The following is a 21,611-nucleotide window of genomic DNA, read 5'->3' on the forward strand; positions in this document are numbered from 1 at the left end:
TTCACATAAGTCGACCTATGGAGGCGATCTTTTTCCTGCACTTTTTCTTTTTCTCATACTTCAATAAAATCAGCCAATTATAAGCGCTAGTTTGTTAGCAATGAGTTATGCTTAATGTGAAAACCTTGTTGCGAGAAGAGGGGGGAAGCAATTTGAATAGTGCATTTGTACAACAGTGGATGCCGGGTTTACACCAACTGAAAGACTATGAAACTCGCTGGTTGATGGATGACGTACGTGCGGCGCTTTCTGTGGTTGCGGTTGCACTGCCTGTCGCGATAGCGTACGCGCAGCTCACTGGAGTAAGCGCGATTGTCGGCTTATATTCCTGCGTATTGCCGATGTTGGTTTACGCGATTTTTGGCACGTCTAGGCAGTTGATCTTAGGCCCAGACGCGGCAACTTGCGCAGTGATTGCGGCGGTAGTGACACCGCTGGCGATGGGCGATCCTCTCAAACACTGGCAGTTGGTCATGACAATGACGGCAATGACTGGTGTATGGTGTTTGCTGGCCAGTCGTTTCAAACTCGGTATTTTAGCCGATTTTCTCTCTCGCCCTATTTTACTTGGGTTGTTAAACGGTGTTGCTCTGACCATTATCGTGGGTCAATTTGCTAAAGTGTTTGGGTTGAAATATGAGCAGCAATATCTACTAGAGCGTATCGTGGAAGCGCCATCCTTACTGATTGATTTGCATTGGCAAACCTTATTGATAAGTGCGCTGACAGTGGTGGTTTATTTTCTGTGTAAGCGTGTCAGGCCCAATTGGCCAGCTGCGATGTTGGCTATCATCGCTGCTGCATTTTGGGTGTGGTTTTTTGGCGCTGAACATCTTGGCGTTAAAGTCGTTGGTTTAATCCAAGGTGGATTACCGATATTCCAAACCCCTCTATTTGATCTAGGGGTGAGCCGTGAATTAGTCATGCCCGCTTTGAACTTAGCGATGGTGAGCTTTGTCAGTATGATGCTCACTGCGCGCAGTTTTGCGGCAAAAAATGGTTACGATATTGACGCCGACAAAGAGTTTCGCGCGCTTGGCTTAGCTAATATTGCTTCTGCATTTTCACAAGGTTTTGCCATCAGTGGGGCGGATTCACGTACGGCGGTGAATGACGCTAATGGTGGAAAATCGCAATTAGTTTCGATTATTGCAGCAATTGTGATTGGATTTGTCGCGATTGTGGCGTATCAGCCACTACAATACATTCCGATTGCTGCATTGGGAGTTGTGTTGATTATCGCGTCTATCTCGTTGCTGGATCTGAAAGGGATTTGGAGTTTACACAAGCGTGATAAAGACGCCTTCTATTTGGCAAGCTTAACCTTCATCGCTGTATTGGTCATTGGCGTTATCCCCGGCATCACTCTTGCGGTATTACTGGGTCTGTTCCAGTTTTTACGCACTGTGATGCGGCCAAGTGATCAAACATTGGGTTTGGATGATAAAGGCACGATTCGCACGATTGATACGTCAGCGAAGGCGAAACCAATACCGGGTTTGGTGATTTATCGTTTCAACTCTCCGCTGACTTATTTCAATGCGCCTTACTTTAAACGTCGTATTTTATTTCACACTGAATCGGCGGGCATGAGTGTGGGGTGCGTGATTATTGATGCGGTGTCGAGTTTTACCCATTTAGATTTAAGCGTCATGGCGATGTTATCGGACGTGCAAAGCATTCTGAAAAAACGAGGCATTCGTTTAGTGCTAGCGGGGCGTAAACGCAGTTTGAGAAAATGGTGTGAAATCGCTGGAATTTCAACGGGTGATGGCGGCGTGGTGATTCGTGCGGACATGTATTTAGCCATTAAGCTAAGTGGATGTTACCAACACGCTGTAGAAGAAGGGCAAGTTCCACCAGTACAAAAAGAGCCGCAAAAGGATATTGAAGGTGAAATTGCGGCTGCTATTTAAAATGAGGTTGGCTCTCGTTAATAATATTGGTTCTCGTTAATAAAAGATAAAGAGCTCTTGAGTATCGAAAAGATGTAAGAAATCCCATTCAATCATGATGCTTTCCTTTTTCTGTGATGAGAGCGAGTGCTCGGTCTTTTGTTAAATGGTTGGTGCCTGTTTGGATAAGCATAGGTGAGCGTTATGCATTAGGCAAAATGGTACGGGTTATTAATCTAATATAGGTAGCCTATGGATATGGTGGTTTTCGACGCTAGGCGTAGCGTGTCGGCAGGTAAACAGTTCGCTGTACTTGAGCGGCCAGTTTTCGATGAAACTGCAGCATTTCACCTTCACTGCATGACTGCCAAGTTAAGGCCTTGCCGACCACACCGTGATGTTGGAAGGCGCTTAGCCGAATGTTGACGTTCGCAGGCAACTGGTTAATCAGATGCGCCACTTCGGTAATTTCAGTCTCTAAATCACTTTTGTCCGGTATATGCAGCAGTCGCACTTCGTGCAGTTTATTCAGTGTAGCGAGGTGGAAAATAGTGCGTATCACTCTATGGTTACTGCGTCCGGTTAGCCACCGATGCGTTTCCTCTTGCCAAGCTTTTAAATCGATCATCGCTCCATCCAAATAGGGCGATATTTTGTCCCATCCCGATTCTGATAGTGAGCCATTACTATCAATAAAACAGCTGAGATGTTTCAATTCTTCATCGTGTTTGATGGCTTTGAAAAGAGCGATGATAAACGGAAGTTGTAGGGTTGCTTCCCCTCCTGAAATGGTAATACCGGCTAAGAAATAATGATTTCGGCGGATAAGTTCCACGAGTTGTTTAACACTGTAGTGATGAATTTTGGGGTTTGATTGGTGCACGCAGTGCTCAATACAGCGATCGCAGTGAGTGCATTTCTCCGCTAGCCATTCGACTTGCTGGTCAGCATTGAGGCGCAGTGCTTGCGATGGGCAGGTTGGCACACAATCACCGCAATGGTGACAGTGACGAATCGTATGTGGGTTATGGCAAGACAAGCAATTGAAGTTGCAACCTTGCATAAAAATGACCAGTCGGTTACCCGGGCCATCAACGCAGGAGAAAGTCAGCACTCGGCTGACTTTTGCTCGGAGCGGCTGTTTTCCACTCACCATTAGTTGACAGAGTTTGGTTGATAAGCCGATTGCATTTCATGGCTAACCACGCGTGCTTTTCGCTTGAGCACAGCCGTGTTTTTGGCCGCTTCAGCCCCAAGAAATGTGGTGTTGGTGCGTGATCCGCGCTGCTCAAATTGCGCTATTTCAGACAATTTCACCATGTAACCCGTAATGCGAACTAAATCGTTCGAAGCCACGTTGGCCGTAAATTCGCGATAGCCCGAGTGAAGGGCTCCTTTACATAGGTTGAACATCGCCTCTGGGTTGGCCTTTATGGTTTCATCCAGAGTTAAAATATCGCTGATACCAGAGGTATAATATTGATGATGTCCAGCCGTTGCTTGCACATATTCAATCGGGTTGGGTTCGGTACCATAAGGGATGCGCACGCCCGGAGTGACATCAAGATCAAGGCTGATACCACCTTGTGCGTGCAGCAAAGCACGGCCGTTGAAGCCATATTTGACTGGTGAGTTTTGTACAATGTCGGCCAGCTTGGCGGAAATGGCGATGCCTAATTGGTTGGCGATATCATCATGGCCATAACGAGCGTTACTCTGCTCCTTTTCCAGTAATAGATTAACGGCTTCAGCCATGCCATAAATGCCAAACATCGGTGCGAAACGAGATTCTTCAATCAACCCTTCTTGAGTCAGAAAACCTTCAAAAAAATGAGATTGTTGGTGCAGATGAGCAGCTCGAACATCCATCAGCTCAATCATATATTGGCTGTAAGTGGGTAGAATCTGATCTAAAAATGTTTGGCGGTCACTGGCTTTTTTCGCGGCCTCTTTTAAATTCATTCTGACCAAAGTATTGCAGCCTCCCGCTAAAGGAAGTGAGTTGTAGCAACTGACAATACCAAAACCTTGCTCGCCATAGGCGGTGGTATGAATCGGATAGTTGGCGATGTGCGGTTTACTGCATTGACAGATATTATCGGTCGCTTGGCGCAGTAAATCGTCAGGAGTGATGGAAGGGTCATACATGAAGGTAAGGTTGGGAGCGATCTGTTTCAGTTCAGCATCGATATGTAAAATAGTACGACAAATAATATTGTCGCTCGGGCCGATGTTGGCGTGCATGAAAGCATCGGGCAGAGTACGATCAAGCATGATCCAAAACAGCTTCAATTTTTGATAAATCGACGCTTCGCTCAGTTCGCCCACATAGGGCAATAACACGCTATCCAATTGCCCCAAATAGACAGGAATAGAGGTCACTGAAGGCACGTGATGGTACAAAATGGTCAGCATATTGAGTGCTTCATCAAAATTACTGGCAGGCGAAAGCTCTAAATACTCACTGCCTTGTGCTAAAAATTTTGCGTAGTCAGGCAACACGTAACGTGGTTTAAAAGGGGCATGGCCTTCAAACATATCGCAGATAATGCCTTGTTCCATTGCTCGAGCCAACTCAGGAGAGAGTTTCAGATAGGGCAAGCTTGCTTCGGCCTCTAGCGCAAGGAAGTGTGACTTTTGTTTAGGCGAGAGGTGTGCGTCAGTGACGATGGCTTGGAAGCGTTGCTGTGTATCGAGTGAATGGCTCATGAATTAAACCCTTATATTATTGTGGTTTAATCCTAATGTGCTTGGTTACTTTTCACTATTGATAATACATCAAGTAGTCATTTCCATAATGGAAATAAAAACGCCACTTCGTTATCGTCGAAGTGGCGTCATCAGGAACCTAAGGTTAGGCGTATTGCGCTTCGATTTGGTTCGATTTTAGATAAGCAGGGTGAGTGGCGAGCTGCTCTAAGTAACGTTCAATATTCGGGAAGTGAGTAATCGCTCCGTTGGTCAGCAATATTTCAGCAATGAATGACATCATGAAATCAGCGCCAGTGAGTTGATCGGCCACTAAGTAGCGTTTATCCGCTAAACACTGGTCAAAATAACTCATCACTTTGGCCGTTTCGCTTTCTGCATAGCCACCAAGGAAATTGGTTTGGCAGCCATCTTTGGCAACAAACATTTTTAATAGCAGCGGCAATATGGCAGAGCTTTCCGCAAAGTGGAGCCATTGCTGGTATTGCACATATTCCACGCTGCCACGCTGAGGCGCAAAGTGTTGGCCGTATTTTTCTATCAAGTAATCGGTAATGGCGCCAGATTCAGCAATCACCAAGCCATTATCTTCAATCACAGGTGACTTACCTAACGGATGCACGCTTTTTAGCTCCGGCGGTGCCAGAAAGGTCACGCTATCACGTTGATATGGAAGCACTTGATATTCAACCCCTAACTCTTCAAGTAACCAGATAATGCGCTTAGAGCGTGATTTATTTAGATGGTGAAGTTTGATCATTATGTGGTCCTTATTAAAGTGGTTGGTTGATTTGGATAACCAGTTTGCCAAAGTTTTTGCCTTCCAATAGACCAATAAAGGCTTGTGGTGCGTTTTCTAAATCGTCAATCAGTTGCTCGCGGTATTTCACTTTCCCTTCGCTTAGCCATTGAGTCATGTCAGTAGCAAATTCGTTATAGCGATGGCCGTAGTCATCAAAAATAATGAAACCTTGCATGCGGATTCGTTTGGTAAGCAAGGTGCCCATCAGCATAGAGAGACGATCAGGTCCTTCAGGCAGCGACGTTGCATTGTATTGAGAAATCAAGCCACACAGCGGAACTCGCGCTGCTGTGTTAAGCAGAGGTAAAACCGCATCAAATACTTTGCCACCGACATTTTCGTAGTAAACGTCAATCCCTTGAGCACATGTTTTAGCCAATTGCTCTGCAAAATCGTCAGCTTTGTGATCAATACATTCATCAAAACCTAATACTTCTTTAGCGTAACGACATTTTTCTTCACCGCCAGCAATGCCCACCACATGGCAGCCTTTGATTTTAGCAATTTGACCAACCGTTGCCCCTACGGGGCCAGTAGCTGCGGCGACTACCACAGTTTCACCTTGCTTCGGCTGGCCAATGTCTAGCAAACCCATATAAGCGGTAAAGCCGGGCATTCCCATGATGCCTAGTGCGTATGAGGGTGAGGTTGGATTTTTACCGAGTTTGAGTAAACCTTCGCCGTTAGAAATAGCGTAATCCTGCCATCCGGTATAAGCGAGTACCCACTCACCTTGCTCAAATTTTGGGTGGTTTGATACTTCCACTTGACACACGGTCCCGCCTACCATGACATCATCAATCGCGACAGGATCGGCGTACGATTTAGCGTCACTCATGCGGCCGCGCATGTAGGGGTCAAGTGAAAGATAAACACTACGCAGCAGCACTTCACCAGCGGCAGGTGTTGGTTTAGGCGCATGTTCTAAGCGAAAGTTAGCAGGCGTTGGTGCACCGACAGGGCGTGAAGCGAGTACAATGCGGCGGTTAGTTTGTTCAGTCATTGGAGAGTCCTTTATTATTTTAAATTAGACCAGTCGTCTAGTTTGGGTTTCAAAAAAACCGCTATCGAAATAGCGGGTGAATCTTAACTAGGGCACTGGCCTTGCAAAATGTGTTCGGTGCTCGTAAGCGCTTGTGCAAGCCCTTGGTTATCTTGACGCAGTTTACTGAGCAAACTTGCGCCGAGCCAAAGGTTATAAAGCAATTCTGCGGTTTGCTGGCTGTGTTGTACGTGAATGGAGCCGTCGTCGATCCCTTGCTGGATACATTTTCCGACCGCCTCAATAATGCTATCTGCACCTTTAAGTAAAGCAATACGCATCGCATCAGACAAGTCTGAAACTTCAGCGCTTAATTTCACCACCAAGCAGCGCTGTGCGTTACATAAGCCATTGCTCTGCTCATACCAACATTGCCAATAATGCATCAAGTGTTGATAGGCGTTGCCTTCTTCTTGGTTAAAAAGGGCATTAATCCGTACTAAATAGTGCTGAAAATAGTCCGTAATCAGTGCCTCGCCAAATTGCTCTTTTGACTTAAAGTAGTGATAGAAAGAGCCTTTGGGCACATCAGCGGTTTTTAATAATTCAGACAAGCCTACGCTGGTGAAGCCTTTGGTTACGACAAGTTGGTAACCGACCTCAAGGATGTGTTGGCGAGTATCATGGGTTTTTGTATTCATGGACGACACTATAATTTAAATTAGACCAGTCGTCTATTTTTGTTTGTTCATATTGTATTTGTGCTACTGGCTATGGTTGGTGAATAACAGAAATGGACACTTCCTCCTTGAAGTGTCGCACTATTATTTATCTTTTAATGAGTGAGAGATGAGACTATTTTTCTGTCTTTAGCGTATCCGATGGCCAAATGAGGTTTTGCCCATTGCTGAGCTCAGCTTGAATACTCAAGGCTGGAACTATTTTCTTATCCTCTTTTTTATATGGCTGCGTAGAGAAATTGGCGGTAATTTTACTGCCATCACCAAAGGTTGTTTGTTGTACCATCCCTTGTTCATCAAGCCATTTAAAATCGACTAAAGGTTGGTTCCACACGACTTCATGGATTGGTGCAAACCCTTGCTGATAACGGCGTAATGCGTTGACTCGTGCGCTGTTAGGCGTCGCTTCATCACGGCTAAGGTGAATCATCGCTGGGGTGTTGTACAGCATGGCGATTAAATCTCGCTCCGCTTGCACGTTGGAAAACTTCACGCTGTCGTTGTGCCAGTGGTGACTGTTTATCACCTCATCATGGAACACGGTTTGATAGAGAGGAATACGGTATTGCGGTGCAAATAACAGTGTTTTGTACGGCTCTTTGACTTGCGCGGGTTTAAAGAAAAAATCAGGGCTCGTTGTTGGGAACCATGCTCCAAGAAAGTAAGGCGATTGGCGGTTAGTTTTCATATCAGGATCTGTCCAGCCAAATCCTACCGTTTCTAAACCATGAGCAAAAGAGAGCCCTTGTGTCGTCAGGCTGTTACCATCTTCAGAGCCGAGAACCACATTCTGTTCATTGGCTATCCAGCGCATGCGTTGATTAAATGCCTCCAGCATCGCGCTTTCTTTCATTCCTTGGTCCTCTTGGTATGAGTAATCTTCACGGGCCATTCCGGTCCCATCCACATCAAGAAACAGGCTGTTAAAGCGGCCATATTTTAAAATTGCCTCAATGCGTTGCTGCACAAAGCCCAATTGGCAGGCTGGGTTAAGGTAAAAGCCGTTGCCACGAAACCCTTTTTGTTTTTTGCCATCGGCGTTTTCTATCGCACATTGCTTGCGCATTGCATCCGGTAGCTGCGCGGTAAGCCAACCATCGTTGATGCCTTTTGCTATGGCGGTATTGTAGGAGTCGTACACCCCAACTAAGTAGCCAGCCTGTTTCGCTTGATCAACCACTTGTGGCTGGTAAAAGGCGGGCATCCAATTATCTAAACCTAGCCAGAGGTGTTGTAAACCTGCTGAGCTGAGTGCGTCAATCATGGATGTCGATAGCCCCTGTCCCCAAGTGCTGGCATCACGTAGAAACGGTAGTTTCTGCTCTGCGAGCCATGCTTTTCGTGCCTGAGCGGCTTGGTATTGGCTAGCTATCCCTGCTTCTTGGGTTGAAGGCTGCTCTTTTATCCAAGCATTGAGCGAGCGGTTCACTTCGTCAATCAACAACCGCTTATTGTAGTTGTTGAAAAAATCTTTTCCTTTAACGAGTGGCTTAAGCTCTTTGAGCGCTTCGTTTGATGCTACCCACTGGGGCTGCTTAAAATACCATTCTTTAAGTGCCCAGAAATCCGTCACATCTTGTTTGGACACTAAGTCTTGGCCAAACAAGTAGACATGACTTGCGCCGATAAGCTGTTTTATGGCTGGGTTTTGCTGCGCTTTTTGTTCGAGCGTTTGTGATAGCCCATTCTCTTTTCGCCACTGACGGTAGCGTTTGGCACCATCTAGTGGTGAGTTGCCAAGGGAGATTTCCACCTCAAAAGGCTCATCTTTGTTGAGCAGAGTGAAAGCGTGCGTGGCTTGCATGTCCAGCTTGTTTTGCTTGGCGCTAAAATTGAGTTTGTTGTTGGTGGCGGTATTGAGTTGGTAGCTCACATACTGCTCATTGCCAGCTTCTACACTCCAAAATGGCATTTTGAGATCTTGCGTGGTATTGCTGGCAGAGCGTTCCGCTATGAGGTAGTTCACCCACTGTGGGTTATCGGTTGGAATCCGCATTCCTTCACTAAAAGGAAGAATGAGCGTTTTGCTTTGCTGCTCAGGCAGTTCAAACCACTGCACGGTTAACGGTTTAGCACGAGAGATTTTACTCTCGGCGCTCGCGGTAATCGACAGCTTCAATGTTTGTTGTAAATTGGCCTCGACTTTTAACTGGCTAGGAACAAGCAGCCAAGAGGCGTGATGTTGATTATCTTGTTGCAGTTGGCTGACTTGCTGTGGCTGGCCATTAACGGTTAGCTGGCCTTGGTTAATGGTTAGCTGGGCATTTTGCTGCCAATCAATAGCAAAATTTTGTGGCTCTATTTGCACGGTTTGGTTTTGATTATGCAGTGTAATTGACGCCGGTTGTGATTGGCTAGCCAACGCCAAAAGTGGCGTACAAGTGATCAATAAAGAACAAAGTGGTTTATACATGGTTTGTCATTTCCAGTGTGTCTCGGTATGTTGATTACATAAGAAATCGACAAATCAATTGTCACTCTGATGTCTTCATTGAGCCTGATTTGGCAGAGTCAAACGTTGTACATATTCCACTTTGATTGCTCCTTGATATTCGACAGTTTTGATCAAAGTACTGAGCCATTTAACCGAGCTGGGGGATGAGCTTGGTTTGTCCAATAATTGCTGAGTATTACTTATTGCCACCATATCTTGCTGCTTGATTAACTGAAATTGGTCGTCAAACCATTGCCAAGCAAGGCTTGTTGGGGGGCAATTTGTCAATGCAGTGGGGGACTCAAGCGCTAGTGGGTAGCCACCGTTGGGAGAGGCGGATTGCAACCATGTGGAGCCAAAAGGCATGGTAAGAACTAACCAATAGTGTTGTTTGTCGAGTGTCAGTCGATAAACGCCATCTTGCGGAGCAAAGAGCAGTTCTGGGCTTTCTAATTCTATGTAAGGGGCGGATGACGTTACTTGGCTCTGTGAGATGAGCAAGCCATTGTCAGGGCCAAGAAGTTCAACCTGGCTAGGCAGCTCTGCTCCTTCCATTGATAATTTGAACTGGTAACCTTGCTGCATCACGTTGGTTTTTTTTTGTATCGAGACTTTGATCAGCGCCGCATTTGGTACCACATCGCTTAAGAGCTGTTGGCCACATTGGGTTTGTTCAATAATGGCATGCTTGACGCTTGCCCAGTGTGGCGTGGCAATGGTTTGGTTATTGAGTGCGAGGACCAACTCTTGCCAGGCAAGCTGTGGCTGATGGTTCGCTAAAGCGCGATAGGTTGATTGCAGTGGTGTTGCCATAAACCAATCATCACTCACGGCGTGGCTTGGACTAACGACGAACAGTGCAAACAGCCAAAGGTTACGCATTGGACACCTCGACTAAACGATACCCAACGCCACGAACGGTTTCGATATTGAGTGAGGGTAACTGCTGCCTTAGCTGTAAAACATGGTTATCGACGGTCCGAGTTGAGGGAAAGGCCTGGTAGCCCCACACTTTATTGAGTAGTTCATCACGGTGAAAAACACGTCCTTGATTTTGAACCAGCAGCAGTAATAGCTGAAACTGTTTCGGTTTTAGCATCATCAACTGCTCACCTAAGGTAACGCTGCGCTTTGAGAGATCAATGGCAATGTCAGCGTAGGAAAGCAAGCTTTCTCCTAATGGTCGCAGTTGCGCTTGAATTCGCGCCAGTAATTCTTGTTGCGAAAATGGCTTGGTGACGTAGTCTTTCGCCCCCGCCATTAGACCTGCTATTTTTTGCTCAACCTCGATTTTGGCCGTCAGGATGATCACTGGCACGGCTTTGGCCATTAGCCATTGAGGCAGATGATCCAAGCTGTCTCCTTGAGCCAGTTGTCTATCTAAAATCACCAAATCGGCGCGAAACCATGCTTTTTTGACTTGTGAGATCTGCTGTACCCACAAACAATCAAAACCTTGCTGTAGCAAGTAATCATGCAAACCTTGCCCGAGTAGAGGATCATCTTCGACCAATAACAGTGTGTTCATAATGGTAATTCCAATTGGCAGCGAGTGGGGTGGGCTTTACAAGTCAGTTTGCCGCCCATTTTAAGCATCAAATGGTTCACAAGACGGAGTCCAATCCCCATATTGGAAGCTGTGCGAGAACGGGAAAATAGCCGTTTAAAACGAGAGGGAAACTCGCCTTCATCACTAACGCAAAGCCGCAGTTGAGTGTCAATCACGCTGGCCGTTATTGAGATTGTTCCTTGACCATGCTGCTTGGCATTACGGATCAAGTTATCCAAACAGATCCCAAGCCAGTAATACGGTAGTGTGAGCTCGATATCTTGTGTCAGTTCATAGTTGAGTTCGTGTTTCGCTACGCAGTGATCTAACCAATCTGAGAGATAAGCGGTTTGACATTGAAACGGCTCATTTGGGTCGCTACTCAAAAATCCTTTACTGGTCTGAGCAAGCTGAGCTAAACGTTGGTGATCGGCCAGTAAGCGGCCGAATGTATCTTGGGCCAGCTCTGGCAGAGTATCAAATTGCTGGCGAAACTGCTCAACGGTCAAGCCAAGACTGGAGATAGGGGTGCGTAGTTCATGCGTCAGCAACTGTAAAATAAAGCGTTTTTCTTTGGCTTGTTGGCGGCGTAACCAGAGCGTCCGACTTAACGTTGCCGCGAGCAACAGCAGTAATATGACCGATAACCACAGTGAGATATTGGTTTTTTCTTGGCTAGAGACACACAGATTACTGTAGCGTAATTGGCAACTCTGAGTAGCCGCTGTGATGGCTGACAATGCCAATTGCTGATCGAGCGCGACTTTTTTCCATTGCAATGCGCTCAGTACGCGAATACCGAAATCGCCACTGATCCATAGCCGTTGTTGACGGTCAATATAAGCGCGATAACCACTGACCAAGGCATCTCGCCCTGCCGTTTCTAAATCGGTAAAAAAGGTGTACAGCGGGTGCTGAGGGTTAGAGAGAGTCGTGTAGGGCTGTAGCTCGGCGTTTTGCTCGGCCGTTATGTTATGAGTAGAAAAAGCTAAGTATCGCTCTGCGTAGCTCCCGCCTGCAGGATGCAGAAACGGAGCAGTCTTAAACCAACGGATGGGCAATTCATCGCCTTGGCATAAAGCGAGTTCAAACGACGCTGCTTTTTGCAATTCAGGGCGTGATGCCAAGGTTTTTGATAAACCGGGTGACAGTGCACACTGTGAGGCTATCGCTTTGAGCTCGGTTATGGTTTGCCATGTATAACGGGAAAAATCAGGATAGGCGCTGGCGCTGAGCAGAAGATCGACAGGGTATGAGTTAATACTTTGCAATGGCAAGGCTCGCGCAGCCGATAGCGATTCGGCTTGGCGTAGAAAATGCTGCCAACGATCTTGCAGCGTTTGCTCTTGCCCGTGTGCTAGGTTTGATTGCCCTAGCACTGCGGTGAGTGTGATCAAAAGGTACAGCAGCCGTGTTCTCAACGTTAAGCACTTAGAAAAAGGTTCGCATTCACGAAATTATAGCTGTGCTAAGTCAGGATTTGTCACCTCAATGTCACTAAAGCGGAATGTCGCTCAAAACTCGGCATCCACCGTGAATGTCATCCTTTGCTTAGTATAAGGGTGATCAAAGCTCAGTGACTCAGCATGTAGATGTAAACGCGCTCCTTTCGTGCCATAAAGATCGTCGCCAACGATGGGCATGTTGAGTCCTTCCACATGAGCGCAATGCACACGCAGTTGATGGGTTCGTCCTGTTTTGGGGTAGAGGTAGACTTTACTGAATCCATCCCGGCATTCAATTAATTGCCAGTGAGTGTCAGCGGGTTTGCCATGTTCAAAACAGACCAATTGACGCGGCCTGTCATCTAAATCGCCCCGCAGCGGTAAGCGAATGTCACCATGCGATTGCTGTAATTCACCAGCGAGTAAGGCAAGGTAGCGTTTTTCAACGCCGCGAGTAATAAATTGCTTCTGCAGACTTTTATTGGCTCGGCGGGTGAGAGCAAACACCAATAAACCTGAAGTAGACATATCGAGGCGGTGGATCACAAAAAGCCCTTCATCTGAGCTAAACGTTTGTTGCAGACGAGTATAAACAGAGTCCTGAATGTTGACTCCGGGAACGGATAGAAACTCGGCAGGTTTGTTGACGACAACAATCGCTTCATCCTGGTAGATGATGTCGATCTCTTTGCCTTGCGCTGGGTTATGCAATAGCGGGTTATCATCGAGCTTCAGCCCATCAAGCATGTGAGCCAAAATCGGTTGGCACTTGTTTTGACAAGCAGGATAGAATTTCTTGTGTTGACGAATTTCAGATTTTGGTGACGCTCCCCACCAGAATTCGGCGAGTGAAATCGGTGTCATCTGATGTTGAAACGCGTAGTGCAGCAATTTTGGTGCGGCGCATTCTCCAGATCCTGCTGGTGGAACAGGGTTAGCCGTAAGACGGAAAATCTCCCCCAGAGATTTTTCAGTGCCGTATTGATTGAGAAATCGATAGTGAGAAAAAAGTCGTTGCTGCAACGCATTAGAGAGATTTTTACGCTGCTCTTTTAACGCATCAATCTGTTCTTGAAATGCGTCTATTTGCGCTTGTAGTTCGTTGAGGTTGACGTCCCATTTTCGTTTTAATTGCTTGAGGAACGTTTTTTCAGCCACACTTTGTTTGGCGAGACAATCTAAGGTTTCACGCAATTGTTGGGCATCATTTGATTGTTCGGCAAGGATGCGTTGCTGTTTACGCTGTTCACGACCTTGAATCATCAGTTGGCGATGCGCTTCTAATTCATCTTGCGCCTGCTGTTGGGCCGTGGTCCATTGCTGCTGAAGTAGCGCACGCTGTGGATCGCACTCCAATTGTTCAACTTGCTGATTAATTTGATTGATTGGCACGCTGCCTTCCAAGAAAAAACCATCGTTAGTGAGCATGTCAAATATAGGCGGCACAAAATGCGGCAGCAGGTTTTGCTCAGCTAACTTCCCCGAGAATGCAGACAGGTACCCTAGCTCTCCACTTTGTTTACGCACCACTAAAACGCCAAACATTTTCCCGATAGCTTCCGGATGCTGGTTTAGCACGCCGTGATTATCGAGCCCAAAATTATGTTGCCAATTCTGCTGGTTCAGCAGGTGTTGTTGCAGCTGGCTTGCCGCTAATTCGCTTAGCGGATGCGGCTCGTAACAAAATGGGAAAGTAAAGCGCTCAGGCAGAGAGTAGCCTTCAATAGGTTTTTTAAAGGCAGTAAAACAGGGCGCTGGTGTCGGCATTTTCTCTGGCTCGCAGTGGATGGTGGTGGAGAACGCAGAATTGTACTGATTTGACCTAGAAATGCCAGTTTCTGGTTGAACGGCGATGATGATACGATTAATTAATGTAACTAGCTTATTAATATCATTAATATAGCTTAGTGAATCCCAAAGAAATAAGTTAACAGTGTCGATTTAACCTGATGCTATGCGTTTATTTAAAACATATAGAATGATTGGAGGATTAATTCATTTTATTTCTATGTAAAACAATGTCAGCTTTATGTTAGTTTTTTGTCATTAATTCTATTTGTAGTGATTGGTTCCTGATTCTATTTAATTTAATGAGTGTATTGTTTTTAATTTTGATGGGTAAAGGCTGAGTATTGATTATCATATAGGCAATATTATGCCCGCTCGGGCAATTTGTTGCTCGGTTGGGCAATTTGTTGCCCGCTCGGGCTGTGGGGCTTTATTCTTAAGTAAGCGTAATTGAAGGGAATGATTTTTGCTTACGTGTTTATGGATAAATGGTTAGTCAGTTAAGGAAATATAATGAGTCAGAGTATTGTAGTGGGTAATATGGAAACGGTTCATGATGGATTTCTGCCAACGTCTATCATTGTGTGTTCCGCAAGCGTCAAGTTTGGAAGCCGCGTCAATGTGGATTAATAAAACATATGCCATTTTAGCGCTCTCCTTATTTCCTTCGATGGTGTTACATGCTGAGCAAGAAACGTCTGTAGCAGAAGTGTATGAAGTAGGAAATATGTCTCCAGAAAAAGCGTTTGCTACCGGACGACTGCTTCGAGCGCAATACAAAAATATGGAATCGCGACCATACCTCCAGTACGCGGCAGACAACGACAATTCGGATGCCGCCTTTCTCTACGCGATGGAGCTTTCGAACTACAAAACGACCATTAGAACGCCTCCTGAAGCGCGTGAATATCTGCTTAAAGCCGCAGAATTAGGCAATCGTCGCGCCATGAAACATCTTTATACTGATGCCAAGTGGTTAAGAGATCGCGATGTGCAGTATTGGAAAAGCCAGTATTACGATAGTTTGATTCGTTTAGGACGAGATGATCCTGCACAAGCCACTTACGAGCTTGCCCAGTTTTACAAAGGTATGGATAACGAGATGTATAGCTACTATCTCGATAAAGCGGTCAGTTTTAATCATCCACGAGCATTGATGGATAAAGCAAAGCAAGTTCAAGCTGGTGGAGGCCTGTTTTTAATGCCTGGGGAAAGGGAGACCAAGGTGAGAGAGCTCTATCTCGCGGCTGCGAAGACAAACTATATCCCTGCGATGAGACGCTACATCGGTATTTTAGAGAGCAAAGGCCGTTTTGAAGATGCCTATCAATGGCGACTGATGGCCTTAGAGCAAGGTGATATTACCTCTTTGGCAACGGTAGTTAAGATTCTGCTCGGCGATAGCGCATCCTATCATTTTGTGACTCCCGATCGGATCAAAGCGCAAGCCTATTTAGATTTATATCTCTCTGCTGCTGGTACTGAACGTATGCAGTCGCTCTACTCAATATTGGAATTAGAGGAAGAAAGCCTTGCTGGTAAGATGAGTGAGCAAGAAAAAGCACAAGCTAATGACATATTTGTTAACTATAAGAATAATCTGAATTTTTATTATCATGATGTCTTTTGGGATATTAATTAGGTAAATTATACAGTATTAGAAACGGCATATTTTTTTGGGTGAAGATCATGTTTTTGTGATTTTTTATATTTAAAATGCTCCTATATGAATAGAATGTGCCGAGAATTTTAAATCCCCACGAAAATATCGATAAATCTAATGGGGTAATTTAGGGAAGAGTTTAATAGCTAATGCTAATTAATGGGATTTATTGTTTAAATGCTCATTAAAATCTACCAGATAATAAATATTAAGAGACTTGAGTTCTATTAGAACTTAAGTCCAATAGATTTAACTTTAATTTTTACAACGTTATGTAACCCTCGGCCTGAGTAAGTGGTAACTAAGTTTAGCTACGCTCTTGTCCGTAATTTTGACAATGATTGGCATAGGTATTGGAGACGTAATATGTCTAAAGAAGGAAGTGTAGCTCCTAAAGAGCGGATTAATATTAAGTATATTCCAGCAACGGGAGATGCACAGGCTGAAGTTGAGTTACCGCTAAAAACTCTGGTGGTGGGTGATTTTAAAGGCCATACCGAAGAGACCCCACTTGAAGAGAGACAAACCGTTTCAGTGGACAAGAACAACTTTGAAGCGGTTATGCGTGAAAGCGATTTGAAACTGACCACTACAGTGCGCAATAAACTGAGTGGCGATGAAAATGCTGAGCTTCCTGTTGAGCTTAGTTTCAAATCTCTTGCTGACTTCGAACCGGATTCAGTGGCAGCACAAGTTCCAGAATTAAATAAATTGGTTGAGCTACGCCAAGCTCTTGTGGCCTTAAAAGGTCCTTTGGGCAATATTCCCGCATTTAGAGAGCGTCTACAAGAGCTACTAAATTCGGAAGAATCGCGTGAAAAACTTCTATCTGAGCTAAGCCTAGTGAGCGGCAAAGAAGAAGAGCCTCAAGCATAAGGCTTGATCAACCCAACTTTTTATTTAATCAAATTTAGGAACGAAATTGATGTCTACTACTGAAGCCGTCTTAGAGAGACAAAGTGCCACCCAAGGCAGTTTACTTGATGAAATCATGGCACAAACGCGCATTGCACCGACTGAAGAAGGGTATGATGTTGCGAAGAAAGGGGTTGCTGCGTTTATTGAGAATCTCATCGGTTCGAATCAAACGGAAGAGCCGGTTAACAAATCACTCGTTGACCAAATGCTGGTTGAGCTTGATAAGAAAATCAGTGCTCAAATGGATGAGATTTTGCACGAAGAGCGTTTCCAGCAGATGGAATCGTCATGGCGTGGTTTGAAACTGTTTATTGACCGTACCGATTTTCGTGAAAACAACAAGGTCGATTTGTTGCATGTAACGAAAGGCGAGTTGCTTGAAGACTTTGAATTTGCACCAGAAACGACGCAATCTGGTCTTTATAAGCACGTTTATTCTTCTGGTTATGGCCAATTTGGTGGTGAGCCGACTGGCGCTATCATCGGTAACTTTGCTTTCACGCCATCAACCCCTGACATGAAGCTACTGCAATACATGGGTGCACTTGGTGCGATGGCTCATGCTCCATTCATTTCTAGTGTAGGCCCTGAGTTTTTTGGTATCGATTCTTTTGAAGAGCTACCAAATATCAAGGATCTTAAGTCAACATTTGAAAGCCCTAAATACACTAAATGGCGTTCTCTACGTGAATCAGAAGATGCGCGTTACCTTGGCTTGACTGCGCCTCGTTTCTTATTGCGCGTACCTTATGATCCAACAGAAAACCCAATTAAATCATTTAATTATGTGGAAAGTGTCAGCGCTTCACACGAACACTATCTATGGGGTAACACCGCGTTTGCTTTCGCTACTCGTTTAACCGATAGCTTTGCCAAGTATCGTTGGTGTCCAAACATCATTGGCCCACAAAGTGGCGGTGCGGTTGAAGATCTGCCAGTGCATGTGTTTGAATCGATGGGTGCACTGCAAAGTAAGATCCCAACTGAAGTGTTGGTGACTGACCGTAAAGAGTTTGAATTAGCAGAAGAAGGTTTCATTGCTTTAACCATGCGTAAAGGCAGCGATAACGCCGCATTCTTCTCTGCAAACTCGATCCAAAAGCCAAAAATATTCCCGAATACCAAAGAAGGCAAAGAAGCGGAAACCAATTACAAGTTGGGTACGCAACTGCCATATATGATGATCATCAATCGCCTTGCACACTACGTCAAAGTGCTACAGCGTGAGCAAATTGGTGCTTGGAAAGAGCGTCAAGATCTTGAACGTGAGCTTAATGGCTGGATCAAACAGTACGTGGCTGACCAAGAAAATCCACCAGCAGACGTACGTAGCCGTCGTCCTCTTCGTGCTGCAAAAATCGAAGTCATGGATGTTGAAGGTGAACCAGGTTGGTATCAGGTCTCTCTCTCTGTTCGTCCTCACTTTAAGTACATGGGCGCGAACTTTGAATTGTCATTGGTTGGTCGATTAGATCAAGCATAACCATGACTTATATTGCACCTGAAGAGAGTGCATTTGGTGTCGGCTTCTTTGAACGTTTAGAAGCTGGCACCAAGCCTATGTCTTTGACTCAAGGGCCAAATGCATGGGATGTGCTCCAATCAATCAAACGCAATGTTTCCAATATTTTGAATACTCGCATGGGTGAGGCACAAAGTGCTCCAACGTTAGGTTTAGTGGATTTTAACGATGCAACGTTAGAAACCTTAGACTTATCGCTGCGGATTAAGCTTGCGATACAAAGCTGCTTAGATGTGTATGAGCCCCGTTTACGAAATATTGTGATTCGATCCGAGTCGGACGTGTTTAGCCCTTTGATGCTGCGCTTCCATATTGTGGCCGAAATAAACAGTGATGCGTTACATGAGAAAGTGCAGTTCAACCTGCTACTGGATCAAAACCGAAAGTACCGAGTGTATTAGAAAATTATGGCTCAAGATAAGTACTTCAGAGAAGAGCTTGCTTTCCTTAAAGAACAAGGAAAGCATTTCACTGAAATTCATCCTCAACTCTCTCGCTTTTTACACGGTAAAACGACGGATCCTGATGTCGAGCGTTTATTGGAAGGATTCGCCTTTCTCACCGCTCGCTTGCGCGAAAAAGTTGAAGATGAATTTCCTGAGCTAACGCACTCCATCATCAACATGCTATGGCCAAACTACTTACGTCCTGTGCCAAGCATGAGTATTGTCTCGTTCACACCGGATAAAAGTGTCAGTGATAAGCAGCAAATCGCTCGTGGCACTCAGCTCGATAGCAAGCCTGTTTTCGGCACCAAATGCCACTTTAGAACCTGTCGTGACGTGCAGATTTACCCACTGAAATGTACTGACGTCACTGCGCAACATACTAGAGAAGCGACCATCATCGAAGTGTCGCTTAATATGTTGGGTGAGATAAGCGTCGGTGATGCGCATCTTGATGATCTGCGCTTTTACTTAGGTGGTGATAAATACAGCTCACAAATGCTCTATCTATGGCTCAACCACTACCTCGATAAGATTTCTGTTGAAGTCGCGGGGGTAGAATTTACGCTGCCGCGCAATAGCTTCCAAACGGTCGGGTTTGATAGCGAGCAGTCGCTTTTGCCCTATCCTTCCAATGTGTATGAAGGTTATCGCGTTTTGCAGGAATACTTGTCGTTTCCTGAAGCATTTCATTTTGTTGACATTACCCGTCTGGCTAGCGTAGTGCCGAAATCAGTGCATGGTGCGTTCAAACTGAAAATCAGTTTTTCGAAAACCTTGCCAGCGGACGTTCGAGTGCGTCAGGATAATTTCCAGTTGTACTGCACCCCTGTCATTAATTTGTTTGAACATGATGCCGATCCGATCGATTTAACGGGCAAGCGTTCAGAGTATCGCATTATTCCCTCTAGTCGTTACCCTTCTCACTATGAAGTGTTCAGCGTTGACGGCGTGTTCGGTTGGCAAGACAAAACTCAAGCCAGCCAACGAATTCGGGGTGAAAAACGTGTCTATTCAGCATTTGAAAGTTTTCAGCATGAAGTGGAGCGGGTTCGAAATCGTGAAGCGCTCTATTACCGCACGCGAGTGAGAGACAGTATCCGTGGCGATGGATTTGATAATTTCATCTCTTTCATTCGCGGAGATGAAACGCAATCCATGCATGTCGATGAAGCCATCTCGCTCAAACTCACCTGCACCAATCGCTTATTACCGCTCGAACTCGGTGTCGGTGACATTTGTGAGCCGACAGACAGCTCCCCCCCCTTTGCCACTTTCAGCAATATTACCGTGCCTTCACAATCTCTGCGCCCAGTACTGGATGGCAGTCTATTGTGGGTATTGATTTCTAACTTATCGCTGAATTATTTATCGCTGCTGTCCAAAGATGCCTTAAGCAGTGTGTTGCGAGCTTACGATTTCAGAGCCTTGGTGGATCGCCAAGCGGAGCGTGTTGCGCGTTTGCGTCTTGAAGGGATCCAAAAAATTGAGTCGCAACCCGTGGATAAAATATTGCGCGGTTTGCCAGTGCGAGGGCTGCAATCGACGATTCATATTGATCAAAACTGTTTTGGTTCAGAAGGGGAGCTTTACCTCTTTGGCACCGTGCTTAGCCACTTTTTTGCCCTATATGCCAGCATCAATTCGTTTCATGAGCTGATCGTTATTAACGCGTCCAATCAAGAGAAGTACACATGGGGAACACAGACAGGAATGCAGCCATTGATCTAGAGATGGCTGCGGCGGCTGTGCCGGAGCCTCTACTGGGTTTACCAAGCGATGTACGAACGTACAACTTCTACCAGTTGGTGGAACTGCTGCAAAAACTTAATGCGTTTAATCCTGAATCAGAAGATTGGGAGCGGACATGCCAGTTGGTATTCAGTGCCAACCCCAGTTTAGGCTTTGCACCAGCGGACGTAACGGATTTACGTGAGTTCGCGGATGAGCGCCTGATCTTACAAACCAATTTTTTCGGATTAACTGGTGCACAGTCACCGTTGCCTGGTTTTATTTTGCAGCAATTGGTCGAAGAAGATCCCGGTGGTTTCAAGCGGCCCTTTTTAGATTTTTTCAATAACCGGTTGATTAACCTTGTATATCGCGTATGGCGAAAGTATCGCTATTACGTCCGTTTTCAAGCGGGTGCGCAGGATCAATTTTCATCACAGCTGTTTGCTTTAGTCGGTTTGGGTGATGCGGACTTGCGCGGCGAAACACCGATAAATTGGTGCAAGATGCTGGCTTATGCGGGCACTTTGGCTGGCAGAAGTCGTTCACCGCAAGTGGTGTCTGGCATCATCGCGCACTGTTTTGATCTGCAAGAAGTCAGTATTCGCCAGTGGGTTCGACGCAAAGTCCGGATAGAGCCTTATCAGCAGTTTTGCTTAGGTAAGCAGAATGGCGAGCTTGGGATCAACAGCATGTTGGGTGAGTCAGTGATGGACTGTAACGGTAAGTTTGTTATCTGTATCAAAAACTTAACTCGAGAACGATTTGCCGATTTTTTGCCATCAGGCAAAGAACATCAACCGCTGTGTAAGTTGGTGGAGTTTATTTTACGAGAGCAGATGGCTTACGACCTTGAGCTGACCATGCACGAGAGCGAGGCTCCGGTGATGAGTTTATGCCATGACAGTGGTGTGGCTTTGGGTTGGTCATCATTTTTAGGGCGCGATTTGGCGGACAAAAGCGTGCTTATACAAGTAAGGCAATAGC

At 45.6% G+C, this 21,611-nt stretch carries 17 protein-coding genes; 7 read left to right on the forward strand and 10 right to left on the reverse strand.

The window, feature by feature from the left end; all coding sequences use genetic code 11:
- Positions 1-179: 179 nt before the first annotated feature.
- A complete protein-coding gene (locus AACV20_RS12010; protein ID WP_050934249.1) occupies positions 180-1,916 on the forward strand; it encodes a SulP family inorganic anion transporter in 1,737 nt (578 codons plus the stop codon).
- A 253-nt stretch (positions 1,917-2,169) separates the two neighbouring features.
- On the opposite strand, the gene AACV20_RS12015 is transcribed toward AACV20_RS12010, so the two are convergent.
- The 10 genes from AACV20_RS12015 to AACV20_RS12060 form a co-directional block, all read right to left on the reverse strand.
- The gene (locus tag AACV20_RS12015) at positions 2,170-3,051 is read right to left on the reverse strand and encodes a YjjW family glycine radical enzyme activase (protein ID WP_170907348.1); all 882 of its coding nucleotides are present in this window, start codon (positions 3,049-3,051) and stop codon (positions 2,170-2,172) included.
- Positions 3,051-4,604 carry a YjjI family glycine radical enzyme gene (locus tag AACV20_RS12020; protein ID WP_170907349.1) on the reverse strand — a complete coding sequence of 518 codons (1,554 nt, stop codon included), beginning with the start codon at positions 4,602-4,604 and terminating at the stop codon, positions 3,051-3,053. Before AACV20_RS12020 ends, AACV20_RS12015 begins: the two co-directional genes overlap by 1 nt.
- 145 nt (positions 4,605-4,749) lie before the next feature.
- Positions 4,750-5,364, reverse strand: coding sequence for a glutathione S-transferase family protein (locus AACV20_RS12025; protein WP_170907350.1), 615 nt, complete (start codon positions 5,362-5,364; stop codon positions 4,750-4,752).
- 13 nt (positions 5,365-5,377) lie between these two features.
- Positions 5,378-6,409: an NADP-dependent oxidoreductase gene (locus tag AACV20_RS12030; protein WP_170907351.1), complete on the reverse strand. Its 1,032-nt coding sequence runs from the start codon at positions 6,407-6,409 to the stop codon at positions 5,378-5,380.
- An 83-nt stretch (positions 6,410-6,492) separates the two neighbouring features.
- Positions 6,493-7,089, reverse strand: a complete 597-nt coding sequence (locus tag AACV20_RS12035; protein WP_038169460.1) for a TetR/AcrR family transcriptional regulator — start codon at positions 7,087-7,089, stop codon at positions 6,493-6,495.
- A 154-nt stretch (positions 7,090-7,243) separates the two neighbouring features.
- Positions 7,244-9,541: a glycoside hydrolase gene (locus AACV20_RS12040; RefSeq protein ID WP_170907352.1), complete on the reverse strand. Its 2,298-nt coding sequence runs from the start codon at positions 9,539-9,541 to the stop codon at positions 7,244-7,246.
- A gap of 75 nt (positions 9,542-9,616) precedes the next feature.
- The gene (locus AACV20_RS12045) at positions 9,617-10,444 is read right to left on the reverse strand and encodes a DUF2861 family protein (RefSeq protein WP_170907353.1); all 828 of its coding nucleotides are present in this window, start codon (positions 10,442-10,444) and stop codon (positions 9,617-9,619) included.
- Positions 10,437-11,090, reverse strand: coding sequence for a response regulator transcription factor (locus AACV20_RS12050; RefSeq protein WP_170907354.1), 654 nt, complete (start codon positions 11,088-11,090; stop codon positions 10,437-10,439). The genes AACV20_RS12045 and AACV20_RS12050 overlap by 8 nt, the downstream gene beginning before the upstream one ends.
- Positions 11,087-12,532, reverse strand: a complete 1,446-nt coding sequence (locus tag AACV20_RS12055; RefSeq protein WP_170907355.1) for an ATP-binding protein — start codon at positions 12,530-12,532, stop codon at positions 11,087-11,089. Before AACV20_RS12055 ends, AACV20_RS12050 begins: the two co-directional genes overlap by 4 nt.
- A 93-nt stretch (positions 12,533-12,625) precedes the next feature.
- Positions 12,626-14,323, reverse strand: coding sequence for an RluA family pseudouridine synthase (locus AACV20_RS12060; RefSeq protein WP_170907356.1), 1,698 nt, complete (start codon positions 14,321-14,323; stop codon positions 12,626-12,628).
- Positions 14,324-14,897: 574 nt separating this feature from the next.
- On the opposite strand from AACV20_RS12060, the gene AACV20_RS12065 reads away from it, so the two are divergent.
- The 6 genes from AACV20_RS12065 to tssG all read left to right on the forward strand — a co-directional run bounded on the left by AACV20_RS12065 (position 14,898) and on the right by tssG (position 21,610).
- The gene (locus tag AACV20_RS12065; protein ID WP_170907357.1) at positions 14,898-15,986 is read left to right on the forward strand and encodes a sel1 repeat family protein; all 1,089 of its coding nucleotides are present in this window, start codon (positions 14,898-14,900) and stop codon (positions 15,984-15,986) included.
- Between the two features lie 387 nt (positions 15,987-16,373).
- Positions 16,374-16,883 carry a type VI secretion system contractile sheath small subunit gene (gene tssB / locus AACV20_RS12070; protein ID WP_017043584.1) on the forward strand — a complete coding sequence of 170 codons (510 nt, stop codon included), beginning with the start codon at positions 16,374-16,376 and terminating at the stop codon, positions 16,881-16,883.
- 49 nt (positions 16,884-16,932) lie between these two features.
- Complete coding sequence (gene tssC, locus AACV20_RS12075; RefSeq protein WP_026027753.1) at positions 16,933-18,408, forward strand: type VI secretion system contractile sheath large subunit; 1,476 nt, start codon at positions 16,933-16,935, stop codon at positions 18,406-18,408.
- A gap of 2 nt (positions 18,409-18,410) precedes the next feature.
- Positions 18,411-18,848: a type VI secretion system baseplate subunit TssE gene (tssE, locus tag AACV20_RS12080; protein ID WP_013868295.1), complete on the forward strand. Its 438-nt coding sequence runs from the start codon at positions 18,411-18,413 to the stop codon at positions 18,846-18,848.
- A gap of 6 nt (positions 18,849-18,854) precedes the next feature.
- Entirely contained in the window at positions 18,855-20,624 is a 1,770-nt protein-coding gene (gene tssF / locus AACV20_RS12085) for a type VI secretion system baseplate subunit TssF (RefSeq protein WP_013868296.1), read from the forward strand.
- Positions 20,588-21,610 (forward strand): type VI secretion system baseplate subunit TssG, encoded by a 1,023-nt coding sequence (tssG, locus tag AACV20_RS12090; protein WP_026028436.1) that lies wholly within the window; start codon positions 20,588-20,590, stop codon positions 21,608-21,610. The genes tssF and tssG overlap by 37 nt, the downstream gene beginning before the upstream one ends.
- The last annotated feature ends 1 nt before the right edge of the window (position 21,611 follow it).

This window comes from Vibrio sp. B4-6, from assembly GCF_963888245.1.
GTDB lineage: Bacteria > Pseudomonadota > Gammaproteobacteria > Enterobacterales > Vibrionaceae > Vibrio > Vibrio anguillarum.

Coding starts and splice junctions, on each gene's coding strand:
- AACV20_RS12015 (WP_170907348.1), bottom strand. CDS start 3,051: ATGGTGAGTGGAAAACAGCCGCTCCGAGCAAAAGTCAGCCGAGTGCTG.
- tssE (WP_013868295.1), top strand. CDS start 18,411: ATGACTTATATTGCACCTGAAGAGAGTGCATTTGGTGTCGGCTTCTTT.
- tssG (WP_026028436.1), top strand. CDS start 20,588: ATGGGGAACACAGACAGGAATGCAGCCATTGATCTAGAGATGGCTGCG.
- tssF (WP_013868296.1), top strand. CDS start 18,855: ATGGCTCAAGATAAGTACTTCAGAGAAGAGCTTGCTTTCCTTAAAGAA.
- tssC (WP_026027753.1), top strand. CDS start 16,933: ATGTCTACTACTGAAGCCGTCTTAGAGAGACAAAGTGCCACCCAAGGC.
- AACV20_RS12065 (WP_170907357.1), top strand. CDS start 14,898: ATGATGGATTTCTGCCAACGTCTATCATTGTGTGTTCCGCAAGCGTCA.
- AACV20_RS12025 (WP_170907350.1), bottom strand. CDS start 5,364: ATGATCAAACTTCACCATCTAAATAAATCACGCTCTAAGCGCATTATC.
- AACV20_RS12010 (WP_050934249.1), top strand. CDS start 180: ATGCCGGGTTTACACCAACTGAAAGACTATGAAACTCGCTGGTTGATG.
- AACV20_RS12035 (WP_038169460.1), bottom strand. CDS start 7,089: ATGAATACAAAAACCCATGATACTCGCCAACACATCCTTGAGGTCGGT.
- AACV20_RS12060 (WP_170907356.1), bottom strand. CDS start 14,323: ATGCCGACACCAGCGCCCTGTTTTACTGCCTTTAAAAAACCTATTGAA.
- AACV20_RS12030 (WP_170907351.1), bottom strand. CDS start 6,409: ATGACTGAACAAACTAACCGCCGCATTGTACTCGCTTCACGCCCTGTC.
- AACV20_RS12040 (WP_170907352.1), bottom strand. CDS start 9,541: ATGTATAAACCACTTTGTTCTTTATTGATCACTTGTACGCCACTTTTG.
- AACV20_RS12020 (WP_170907349.1), bottom strand. CDS start 4,604: ATGAGCCATTCACTCGATACACAGCAACGCTTCCAAGCCATCGTCACT.
- AACV20_RS12045 (WP_170907353.1), bottom strand. CDS start 10,444: ATGCGTAACCTTTGGCTGTTTGCACTGTTCGTCGTTAGTCCAAGCCAC.
- AACV20_RS12050 (WP_170907354.1), bottom strand. CDS start 11,090: ATGAACACACTGTTATTGGTCGAAGATGATCCTCTACTCGGGCAAGGT.
- tssB (WP_017043584.1), top strand. CDS start 16,374: ATGTCTAAAGAAGGAAGTGTAGCTCCTAAAGAGCGGATTAATATTAAG.